Origin of the sequence: Natronolimnohabitans innermongolicus JCM 12255 (assembly GCF_000337215.1) — an archaeon.
Taxonomy (GTDB): Archaea; Halobacteriota; Halobacteria; order Halobacteriales; family Natrialbaceae; genus Natronolimnohabitans; species Natronolimnohabitans innermongolicus.
On the sequence record NZ_AOHZ01000018.1, the window covers coordinates 108774 to 119821 of the forward strand.

Sequence of the window (11048 nt, forward strand, 5' to 3'; positions counted from 1 at the left end):
CCGGACGCGTCTACGACTGCCATAACAATATTGGAAATTGTGGAATCGTCGTCCGACCCGGCTCCTGACGGTCGCTTCGGACGCTCGGTTCGACTCCGGCGAGGGGCCTATGAGTTCCGACGGCGCGTACGTGCAGTACGATCTCCCCGACATCGATACGGTCGCCCTCGAGCGAGCCCTGTGGGTCCTCGTCGCCCTCTCGTTGATCGGCGACGTCGTGACGACGTTCGTCGGGCTCCACCTCGGGCTGGCCGAGTCGAACCCCGTCGCCCGAAGTGCGATCGAGGGGTACGGCCTGCTCGGCATGCTCGTGTTGAAGGCGCTGGCGATCGGCGTCGGACTGGTCTGTCGGCCGTTGCTCCCCGAGGCGTATCGGCCGATCGTCCCCGCGGGACTGGCGCTTCCCTGGACCATCGCGGTCTTTATCAATCTCTACATGATCTCGATGACGTTCTGACGGCCTGTTTCTCCTATTTCTCCCCGTCGTGCTCGAGAGTGACGCGCTCGTCGGTCGTCGGCCGGCGCTCACACCCATCCTCCTCGAGCGCCGTTCGGATCGCCCGGAGTTCGTAGAGGATCTCCTCGAGAACGTCGTCCGACGCCGGTGCTCCGCCGGGTCGGTCGGTATCGCCTCGGGAGGGCGAGACGCGACTGCTGATCAACTGCTGAATCTCGCGAGGCGTCGGGATCGATCGAAACCGCATCTCGACGCCGGCGCCGCCGGCCGAGCTCACCGCGACGTCGCCGTAGCCCAGTCGCGTCCCCAGCGCGGTCTGGTTGTAGGCGGTGTTCTGGACCTTCTCGAAGTCGATTCGCTTGACGTCCCGCGAGAGGACGCCGCGTTTCTCGTAGAGTCCGCTCGTGGTGATCACGTAGTCCGTGGTCCGTACCTGAAGGACGGCCCAGCCGACGATCGGGACCGTTAACAGCGCGAGCAAGACGGTCGCAACGAGGCCCAGAACGGGCTCGAAGGGGACGAAGAGCACGGCGAGCGCCGGCAGGGCGAGCGAGCTCGCCGCCGGAAGCACGGTGCGTTTGTCCGGACCGCCGGCCCACAGCACCGATTCGTCGGCGTCCAGCGAGAGCCACTCGAGGTCGCGGTCGGCGGTGGCCTCGTCGGGTCCGTGCGTCGTAGAGGCGGAGTTGGGCATCAGTTCGGACTCACGGTGTGACGGGAAAAGTGTGCCCGTCGCGCGGCCGTCGAGCGTTATTCGACCGGATCGCTCTCCTCGCCGGCGTCGTGTTGAACCCAGATCGTCTTCGCGTTGACGAACTCGCGGATGCCGTCGCGAGCGAGTTCGCGGCCGTAGCCCGAGTCTTTCACCCCGCCGAACGGAAGCCGGGGATCGGACTTGACGAGTTCGTTGACGAATGCGAGCCCCGACTCGAACCGCCGGGCGACGCGTTCGCCGCGCTCGAGGTCGGCGGTCCAGACGCTCGCGCCGAGCCCGAACCGGGTGTCGTTGGCTTTCTCGACGGCCGCTTCCTCGTCGGGGACGCGAAAGACCGATGCGACGGGACCGAACAGTTCCTCCCGATCCGCGGGCGCGTCGTCGGGGACGTCCGTGAGCACCGTCGGCGGGTAGAACGCCCCGTCGCGGTCCATCGGCTCGCCGCCGAGTCGACACTCGCCGCCGGCCTCAAGGGTCTCCTCGACCTGTCCGTGGAGCTCGTCCAGCAGATCCTCGCGCGCCTGCGGGCCGACGTCGGTGTCCTCGTCCATCGGATCGCCGACGACCTGCTCGTCCAGTTCGTCGGCGAAGCGGTCGACGAACTCGTCGTAGACGTCGTCGACCACGATGAAGCGCTTCGCCGCGATACAGGACTGCCCCGAGTTGAGCAGCCGTGCCTGGACCGCCGTCTCGACCGCTTCGTCCATCGGTGCGTCCTCGAGGACGACGAACGGATCGCTGCCGCCGAGCTCGAGGACGCTTTGTTTGAGTTCGCTGCCGGCCGTTTCGGCGACCGCGCGACCGGCGCCGTCGCTGCCGGTGAGGGTGACGCCCCTGACGCGGTCGTCGGCGATCACGGCGTCGATTTCGTCGGAACCGATGAGGAGGGTCGTGAACGCGCCCTCGGGGAACCCCGCCTGCTCGAAGACGTCCTGAATGGCGCTGGCGCAGCCGGGGACGTTCGAGGCGTGTTTCAGCAGGCCGACGTTGCCCGCCGCGAGGTTCGGCGCGGCGAAGCGAAACACCTGCCAGAAGGGGAAGTTCCACGGCATGATCGCCAGGATCGGCCCCAGCGGCTGATAGGCCACGACCGTCTTCGCGTCGGGTTCGCCCGCGAGGGTCTCGTCGGCGAGGAACGCCGCGGCGTGTTCGGCGTAGTAGTCACACACCCAGGCGCACTTTGCGACCTCGTCGCGGGCCTGCCCGATCGGTTTGCCCATCTCCCTGGCCATCAACTCGGCGTACTCGTCGGCGTTTTCGCGGAGGATCTCGGCCGCGTTCGACAGGAGCCGTTGGCGCCGTTCGACCGGCGTCTCGCGCCACTCCTCGAAGGTGTCGCTGGCTCGCTCGAGGCGATCCTCGAGTTCGTCCGTCGACGTCTCCTCGAAGGTGTCGACGACCGCTCCCGTGGCCGGATTCGTGCTCTCGATGGACATAGAACGACTCACCATCCCGGGGTGCTTGAAAGGCGAGCCACGCAGACGACGGGACCGTCGGTGTGACTCGAATGGTGGGGGACTCGAGTGACGGCAACCGGCTCGAGAAGTGGGAACTCGAGGTGAGGGCCGAGACCGAGGGGAACGCCCCACACCCCTCGTTCAGACTGAAATAGGTGTTGATGATGGATGGATCGTGCGAGGACGGTGCGCTCGAGACGCGTGAGGACGGTGCGCTCGAGAAGGTTGCAGCGTGTCGAACGGCGACGACGGACGAACCGGCGTTTGCGTCGACGGAAGCCGTACACTTACGCCCACGCCGTCGAACTGTCGAGCGGGGATGGATTTCGTCGAAACGTACCAGACCGTGCTCGTCTTCGGAGCGATCGTCGGCGGCCTCGCGCTCGGTCAGGTCCCCGGTGTCGCACCCATTGCGGACGCGCTTCTTCTCCCGTTCCTGATGGTGATGCTGTTCGGCGCGTTCGCGGGGATGCCGCTCTCGAGGCTCCGAGCCGCCTTCGGAAACCGTCGCGTCGCCGGCTCGAGTCTCCTGGTGAATTTCGTCTGGAATCCCGTCCTCGCCGTCGTTCTCGGGGCGGTTTTCCTGCGCGAGCATCCCGCGCTGTGGGTCGGCCTGCTCATGCTCATGGTCACGCCGTGTACGGACTGGTACCTGATCTTCACCGATATCGCCGACGGCGACGTTCCGCTTGCGACGTCCATCCTCCCGTACAATCTCGTCTTGCAACTCGTCCTGTTGCCCGTCTACCTCTACGCGTTCGCGGGCGAACTCGTCGACCTACCGCTCGAGCTACTGATCGAGAGCGTCGTTCTGGTGTTGCTCGTCCCGCTCGTTCTCGCCGTGATCGCTCGACGGGGACTGACCCGCTGGCGAAGCGACCGGTGGTTTCGACGGTCGTTTCTCCCGAAACTCAGCCCGCTTCAGGTCATCTTTCTGAGTCTCGCTATCGGCGCGATGTTTGCTTCGCAGGGTCAGGAGGTGGTAGAGAATCCGACGCTGCTCGCACTGCTTGCGGTCCCGGTCGTCCTGTTCTACGCCATCAATCTCGCGCTCGGGGTCGGAATCGGGCGGGCGCTATCGTTCTCGTACGGAGAGCTGGTCTGTTTCAACAATACGGTCCTGTCACGGAACTCCCCGACCGCGCTCGCGATCGCGGTCGTTGCGTTTCCACACGAGCCGTTGATTCCGCTCGCGCTGGTCATCGGGCCGCTGTTGGAACTCCCGCTGTTAGGGGTCATCGCACGGGTACATCAGGGGATTCGGAGACGAGAGTGGTGGGCAGCCGACTCGACCGTGTCGGCCGATAGAGATGCGTAACGTCGGTGCTGTAACGGAGACGCGTAACGTCGGTGCTGTAACGGAGATGCGTAGTACCGGCGTCGCAACTGAGATGCGTGACGTCCGCGCTGCCGTGCTTAGCCCTGCTTATCACGGTATTCGTCTTCGATCGGCTGCGCTCCGTCGCCGGCACCGAGGGACTCACCCTCCTCGAAGGCATCTTGCGGATCGTCCCACTCCTCGAGCGGCCACGGCTCGGATTCGCCCATCTCGATCTGGTTGCGCTCGGTCGCCCAGCCGGCGTCGGTCGCCTGCGAGATTCCGGCTTCGTAGCCCGCGTAGTACTGGGCGATCATTTCGGCGGCGAGTTCGCGCTCTTCGTCGGACCACTGGTCGTCGTTCTCGCCGTCGTCGCCGTTCTCGTCACTGTCGTCACCGTTCTCGCCGTTCGCGCCATCGTCAGCGGCGGGAGAGACGACGACGTCGTACGTGCTTTCGTAGTGGTCCGCCTCGAGGGTCACCGGGATCTCGGTCGGTTCTTCGACGTCGGGCATCTCGCCGGTGAGGATCACGTCGGTGCCGTAGTCGGCGAGCCCGCTCCCGCCGGCGGCGGCCTCGTAGCTGGTGGTGTCGACGACTTCGCCGTCGACGCGCAGTTCGGCGTCACCGCTCACTTGCTCGTTGGCGTGGATGAGAATTCCGAAATCGTATGACTCTCCGGCTTCACCCGACGGCGTCATGACGTGGTACTCGACCTCCTCGATCGGATCCTCGGCTGCGTCGTCGGGGTCGTCGTCCCCTTCGGCTGGCTCGACGGGAGCCTCGGCTGCGTCGTCAGCGCCGTTCTCTGTCGGGGCCTCGTCGCCGTCCGATTCCTCGCCATTCGACGTCTCACCGTTCGCAGACGACGCGTCGTCGTCACCGACTTCGGCTGGCCGTTCGACGCCGTTCTCGGTCGGCGGGTCGTCAGTGTCCCCGTCCGACGTGTCCGTGCTATCGTCCTCGTCCCCGCCGTTCGCACCGCCTTCGTCGGTCTCGTCCGCGCCGTTGCCGTCACCCGTCTCGTCGTCACTCGGACCTGTATCGTCACTCGAAGCAGCATCTTGATCGCCTTCGTCGGTCGCGATCTGATCGTCGTCGGTCTCGTTGTCATCGTCGATCGCTGGCACGACGCTGGCGCCGGCGAACGCGACGCCGCCGACCAGGAGCCCGACCGCCAGGAGGACGGCGACGACGCCGACGGCGAGTTGCGTAGTCGTGAGTTGGGATGCGCGTCCACTCATAACGCAGCACCTACCTGTTAGCAATGGTAGTTATCCGTGTGCTACAGCGTCGACAGCCGCGGAAATAGTTCATTTTGCTGTCGTTCGGGATCGGCGCCGTTGCTCCGTCCGCTGTGCGCTGACCGTCTCTGACGTACCGGCTCGAGGCACTCGAGCTACGGTTCTCCGTAGAAGAAGACGAGGACGAAGCGGTCGTCCTCAGGAGAACGACGAGAGATCCACGTCCCGGTCGCGTCCGGCGGCTCCGCCGCCGCTGTCTGCGAGTCGGTCGTACGGCGGCAGCTCCTCGAGCGAACTGTCTCGCCGGACGGCCTTGACGATGTGTTTGGGATCGGTGACGAGTCGGTGGAGGAGGTAGCTGCCCTGCGAGCGGCCGCCGCCGGTCTTCTCGGATTCGATGACGCCGAGGAAGGCCTGTTCTTTGAGCTGGCGGTAGAGTCCGTTTTCCGTGATGGGATCGGTCGCGACCAGCTCGCAGATGTCGACGTAGCGCTCGTAGATCTCGCGGGTCTTGTAGGTCTCGCGCTCGCCGGTGATGATGTGACTCGCCAGCGCGTAGAGGGCGAGTTTGGCGTGGACGGTCGCGCCGCTCGTGAGCTCCTCGATGCGGTTGATCTCGGCGACCTCCTGGGCCTGTTTGATGTGGGTCTCCGCGACGCCCTCGGAACCGGTGCGTCGTGCGAGTTCGCCCGCTTCCTTGAGGATCTCGATCGCCTTGCGCGCGTCGCCGTGTTTCTTCGCTGCGAGTGCAGCACAGAGCTCGATGGTCCCATCCTCGAGGACGCCGGGCTGGAAGGCGTCCTCGCGATTTCGCATGATCTCCCGGAGCTGGGAGGCGTCGTAGGGATGAAAGAACAGCTCTCGGTGCCCGAAGCTGCTGTCGATGCGCTCGTCTAACGTCTCGCGGTATTTGACCTTGTTACTGATGCCGATGACGCCGATGTAGGCGCTGGTCTTTCGGGCTTCGCGAGCGCGAGAGAGTTGCATCAGGATGTTGGAGTTGTCGAGTTTGTCGATCTCGTCTAAGATGACGATGACCGCATCGAAGAAGTCCTCGAGGATCTCCCAGATGTGCTGGTAGTACTCCATCGTGCCGACGCCGCGGACGGGGATGTTCTCCTCGTAGCCCGTCTGTTCTTTCAGACTCAGCGCCATCTGTCGCGTCGCCCGCGTTTCCGTGTTCGCTTCCGAGCAGTCGACGTAGAGCACGCCGCAGTCGATCTCGTTTCCTCGAGCGGCGCTTTGAGCGCGCGTCGCGACGTGACGCGAGATGAGACTCTTCCCGGTGCCGGTCTTGCCGTAGATCATCACGTTGTTCGGCGGATCGCCCCGCGTGATCGCACCGACCTCGGCGGCGACGGACTCGATCTCGTCGTCCCGCCCGACGATCCGATCCTCCTCGGGAACGTGCCCGACGTGGAGGAGCTCCTTCCGATTGAAGATCGGATCGTGTGATTGAAAGAGCGGGTCCCCTGCCTGATCAGCCATATCTCGCTTCTCGAAGACGGTCGTAATAAATCTATGGAAGGTAGTTCAGACTGATAACAACCCTCGATACGGCCTTCTAACCGGTGTTTCGACCGCATTCCCTCGAGGACATCTCGGTCCCGGATTCAGACTGAAGAGTGTGACGACCGGTTCGAGACCGGTCGGCGGCGAGATCGGTCGTTGTGACCCGTGAAACGATCGGCGGTGGGGGAGGGACCCCTCGTTCAGAGTGTAACGGTGGTCGAGGGTGGGGGAGGGGTGGCGGTGGGTGGTCGTGTGGAGTAACGCCGAACGCTGTCGATACGGCCGAATATTCGACGAGACTCTCTCTCTCTCAACGAGAGACTATTCCTACTACTCTCTCTACTACTCTAGCTAGACCGCTAGACTAGTAGTATTATATTTTACTACTGAGGAAGATAGATCCTCCTTCCGAATGGTTATTATTGTATTCTGGACCTCACTCTCGACCTCCGTCTCGGACCATCGACTCTCGCCGAATTCAACCCCCTCCCTCCCACCACGCTCTTTCACTCTGAACGACGGGGGTGGGTCCAGGGTCGAGTCACGGCGGAACCGGAATGGATCCAGAAACGAGTACACGCCATCACCGATGTTAGCTTCCAACAATCGTCACAACCGGGTTTGCAGCTACTACCGTCTGTCAGCGTATTCGAGAGAACTCACTCGAGAGAACGCACACCCCTCGTTCAGAGTGAATTACGACGCCGTCAACACCCGTCCCGACTCGTGGACCGTTTCACTCTGAACGACGGGGGTCTCTCCCACCGTCTCTTCGCCCACCTCATTCCATCTTTCCCCACTCTATCCCGTCTCACCCTCTCTCATCCCATTCCACCTCATCAAACCCTATCCAACTCTTCTTGCCCGATTTCGACTCGAGCCCGGCCTCACGCTTACTCCCGGCCTCGCGCTTGCTCCCCTTCTCACTTGATTCCGACCGTTCTCACTCCCACAACTCCCACTGCTACCCGCGCCGATCCCGAGCGACCGTCTCCACTGCCGCCCGATCACTCTGAGCGAGGGGTGTCCGTCGCTCCGAGCGTAGAACGGGAGATACTCCTATGGGTGTGGCTCGATGACACATCGTATGGTTCGCAGAAGCGTTCTGTTCACCCCTGGCGATCGCCCCGAAATGCTTCGCAAGGCGCCCGATTCGGGCGCGGACGTGATCGTGTTCGACCTCGAGGATGCGGTTGCACCGGCGCGAAAGACCGAGGCTCGCGAGGCGGTCCGCGAGGTATTGGCCGATCCCGCGTTCGATCCGGCGTGTGAGGTTTGCGTTCGGGTCAACGCCGCGGATTCGATGCGACGGGACGACCTCGGAACGATCCTGGACCCAGAGGTCGTCGGGTCCGACGGGGGCGAACGCGACGACGGGTTCCGCCTCGACAGCGTGATGCTCCCGAAGGTCGACGCGGCGGACGACGTCCGCGACCTCGCCGACGACCTCGCGACGTACGACGTATCGTTGCCGGTGTTCGCGTTGATCGAGAGCGCGGCGGGCGTCCTCGCGGCGCCGGAGATCGCGGCCGCTCGAGCGACGGACGCACTCGCGTTCGGCGCGGAGGATCTCTCGGCCGATATCGGGGCGACCCGGACCGCCGAGGGAACTGAAGTGCTTTACGCGCGCGAGCGCGTTGTGATCGCCGCCGGGGCCGAAGATTGTGACGCGATCGACACGCTCGTTACCGACTTCGAGAACGAGCAGCAACTCCGGGAGGACGCCGCGTTCTCCGTCCAGCTCGGCTACGACGGAAAACTCGCGATCCATCCCGCCCAGATCGGGCCGATCAACGCCGCGTTCACGCCGACGGCCGAAGAACGCGAGTGGGCCACCCGCGTCCTCGAGGCCAAACGCGAGGCCGACGCCGAGGGGCGGGGCGTCTTTCAGGTCGACGGCGAGATGATCGACGCGCCGTTGATCGCTCGAGCCGAACGGATCGAAAAACGGGCGGCTGCATCCGACGGAAAGAAATGATCGTTCGTCCAGTATAAAAGGTCAATGTGACGAACCAATATAACGGGAGGCACTCCCCATTGATAGATATTCGCTACGCTTATCCTCCCGTCCCCGAAAGGGGCAATCATGGCCGAGGACGCGAACCCTTTCGAAAGCCTGCAATCGCAGATCGACGAGGCCGCGACTCACATTGATGTCGCCGACGACGTGATCGAACGGCTCAAATATCCTGAACGAGTTCTCGAGACGAATCTTACGGTCGAACTGGACGACGGCACCCTCGAGCGCTTCAAGGCGTTTCGCTCGCAGTTCAACGGTGACCGCGGCCCCTACAAGGGCGGTATTCGCTACCACCCACAGGTCTCCCGCGACGAGGTGAAGGCGCTGTCGGGTTGGATGACCTACAAGACGGCGATCGTCGACATCCCGCTTGGCGGCGGCAAGGGCGGAATCGTCATCGATCCCGACAACTACTCCGAGAGCGAACTCGAGCGCGTTACGCGAACGTTCGCTACGGAGTTGCGGCCGCTGATCGGCGAGGACCGCGACGTTCCCGCACCCGACGTGAACACGGGTCAGCGGGAGATGAACTGGATCAAAGACACCTACGAGACGCTCGAGAACACGACGGAGCCGGGTGTCATCACCGGGAAAAACCTCGCCAGCGGCGGCAGCGAGGGTCGCGTCGAGGCGACGGGTCGGTCGACGGTCCTCGCCGCTCGCGAGGCCTTCGACTACCTCGACAAGGATCTCGAGGGCGCGACGGTCGCCGTCCAGGGCTACGGGAACGCCGGCTGGATCGCCGCGAAACTGATCGACGAGATGGGTGCGACGGTCGTCGCCGCCAGCGACTCTTCGGGCGGGATCTACAACCCCGACGGCTTCGATCCCGTCGCCGCGAAAGACCACAAAAACGAGACCGGCAGCATCGTCGGCTACGAGGAAAGCGAGGAGGAGATCACGAACGAGGACGTCCTGACGATGGACGTCGACCTCCTGATTCCCGCGGCGCTGGAGAACGCCATCGACGCCGACCTCGCTGAAGCGGTCGAGGCCGACGTCATCTCCGAGGCCGCAAACGGGCCGCTGACGCCCGCCGCCGACGAAGTCCTCGAGGGCAAAGACGTCTTCGTCATCCCGGACATTCTGGCCAACGCCGGTGGCGTCACCGTCTCCTACTTCGAGTGGGTCCAGAACCGTGACCGCTTCTACTGGAGCGAAGAGAAGGTCAACGAAGAACTCGAAGGCCACATCGTCAACGCCTTCGACGCGCTCGTCGAAACCTACGAGGAGCACAACCTCGACAACCCTCGGACCGCAGCCTACGTCGTCGCGATTCAGCGCGTGGCCAACTCGTTCGAGGAGTCCGGCAGCTGGCCCTGAGTCGGGGTTCGCCTCGAGTCATCGTTCGCCCCGTCTGTGTCAGTCGGTTCCCTGCGACTCTCGCGGTCATCGAAGGCTTTGCTGTCCGTATGATGAGTGTGCCTCGTGACAATCATTTCATAGCATACGTTCGCTCCCGGTATCTTTTTCTCTATCCGTTGTGTCCGACGGACAGTGTGGATGGTTCGAGAGCGACTGGCCAGGTATCGTGACCGCGCCCGTCGAAAACTGCTCGAGGCCTTTCGGGAGAAGCATACGCCACATCAGGTCGCTGCGAGTTTCGCAATTGGGATCTTTATCACGTCGCTGCCGACCGGCGGTCTCGGGATCGGCCTGTTTTTCGTCCTAATCTCGCTGCAGTCCTGGATCAGCAAACCCGCAATTTTCGCCTCCGTCGCCGTGCTCAACCCGTTCGTCAAGCCCGCAGTCTACGTCGCGAGCTTTCAGTTGGGCGGAACCTTACTCGGCTCGAGCGCGGTCGACTCCTGGGACGAGTCAGCGGGCGAGGCCGCCGCGATCGCCGTCCAGCAACTGCTGCTTGGCAATCTCGTGATCGCCGTTTTGCTCACGGGAGTCGCGTACGCGACGGTGTTTCACCTGACCAGAGCCCACCGCCGTCGCTCGGGCCAACAGTCGGAGACGTCGTTCGCATCGCTCATTCTGGGGCTGTTCCGTCGTCCCTAACCGGCTGCTGTCGTGTAACGGACATGTACTGGATCGCGACCATCGCTGGGCTGGAGAGGAGTACGAACGACTGTGAGTTGATAGAACACTCCTGCTTCCAATAAATTCTTATAAACGGGACTCACATTGGTTCGGAAATGAAGCGACGAACGCTACTCGGTGGACTCGGTGCGGCCGGACTCGCGAGCCTCGCGGGTTGTCTGGACACCGTCGGTCTGGCCAAACACGAGTCGGCACCGGCCGGCGTCGAAGCGAGCGTCCGCGACGAGACGGGCTACCAGCAGACGACCGTCGACGATATCGTCGTCGAGGAGACCG

Annotated in this window: 10 protein-coding genes; 6 read left to right on the forward strand and 4 right to left on the reverse strand. The window is 63.7% G+C overall.

From position 1 onward, the window contains the following. Nucleotides 1-109: 109 nt before the first annotated feature. Nucleotides 110-457 (forward strand): DUF5658 family protein, encoded by a 348-nt coding sequence (locus C493_RS04285; protein WP_007258180.1) that lies wholly within the window; start codon nucleotides 110-112, stop codon nucleotides 455-457. Nucleotides 458-470: 13 nt separating this feature from the next. On the opposite strand, the gene C493_RS04290 is transcribed toward C493_RS04285, so the two are convergent. Together C493_RS04290 and C493_RS04295 are read right to left on the reverse strand one after the other, a co-directional pair. Then, nucleotides 471-1151: a PH domain-containing protein gene (locus C493_RS04290; protein ID WP_007258181.1), complete on the reverse strand. Its 681-nt coding sequence runs from the start codon at nucleotides 1149-1151 to the stop codon at nucleotides 471-473. Between the two features lie 56 nt (nucleotides 1152-1207). Further along, entirely contained in the window at nucleotides 1208-2608 is a 1401-nt protein-coding gene (locus C493_RS04295; protein ID WP_007258182.1) for an NAD-dependent succinate-semialdehyde dehydrogenase, read from the reverse strand. Nucleotides 2609-2948: 340 nt separating this feature from the next. Here C493_RS04295 and C493_RS04300 point away from each other — a divergent pair, with 340 nt between their 5' ends. Then, a complete protein-coding gene (locus tag C493_RS04300) occupies nucleotides 2949-3947 on the forward strand; it encodes an arsenic resistance protein (RefSeq protein WP_049889120.1) in 999 nt (332 codons plus the stop codon). Between the two features lie 98 nt (nucleotides 3948-4045). Here C493_RS04300 and C493_RS04305 read toward each other — a convergent pair whose 3' ends face one another. Continuing rightward, on the reverse strand, nucleotides 4046-5191 hold the full coding sequence (locus tag C493_RS04305) for a putative sodium/potassium/calcium exchanger (protein WP_007258184.1): 1146 nt from the start codon (nucleotides 5189-5191) through the stop codon (nucleotides 4046-4048). 198 nt (nucleotides 5192-5389) lie between these two features. Beyond that, nucleotides 5390-6679, reverse strand: a complete 1290-nt coding sequence (locus C493_RS04310) for a Cdc6/Cdc18 family protein (RefSeq protein ID WP_007258185.1) — start codon at nucleotides 6677-6679, stop codon at nucleotides 5390-5392. A 1111-nt stretch (nucleotides 6680-7790) separates the two neighbouring features. On the opposite strand from C493_RS04310, the gene C493_RS04315 reads away from it, so the two are divergent. The 4 genes from C493_RS04315 to C493_RS04330 all read left to right on the forward strand — a co-directional run. Beyond that, nucleotides 7791-8681 carry an HpcH/HpaI aldolase/citrate lyase family protein gene (locus tag C493_RS04315; protein ID WP_007258186.1) on the forward strand — a complete coding sequence of 297 codons (891 nt, stop codon included), beginning with the start codon at nucleotides 7791-7793 and terminating at the stop codon, nucleotides 8679-8681. A gap of 108 nt (nucleotides 8682-8789) precedes the next feature. Continuing rightward, nucleotides 8790-10046 carry a Glu/Leu/Phe/Val family dehydrogenase gene (locus C493_RS04320; RefSeq protein WP_007258187.1) on the forward strand — a complete coding sequence of 419 codons (1257 nt, stop codon included), beginning with the start codon at nucleotides 8790-8792 and terminating at the stop codon, nucleotides 10044-10046. A 180-nt stretch (nucleotides 10047-10226) separates the two neighbouring features. After that, entirely contained in the window at nucleotides 10227-10730 is a 504-nt protein-coding gene (locus C493_RS04325) for a DUF2062 domain-containing protein (protein ID WP_007258188.1), read from the forward strand. 137 nt (nucleotides 10731-10867) lie between these two features. After that, the coding region (locus tag C493_RS04330; protein WP_007258189.1) for a DUF6517 family protein at nucleotides 10868-11048 on the forward strand (181 nt) is incomplete at its 3' end.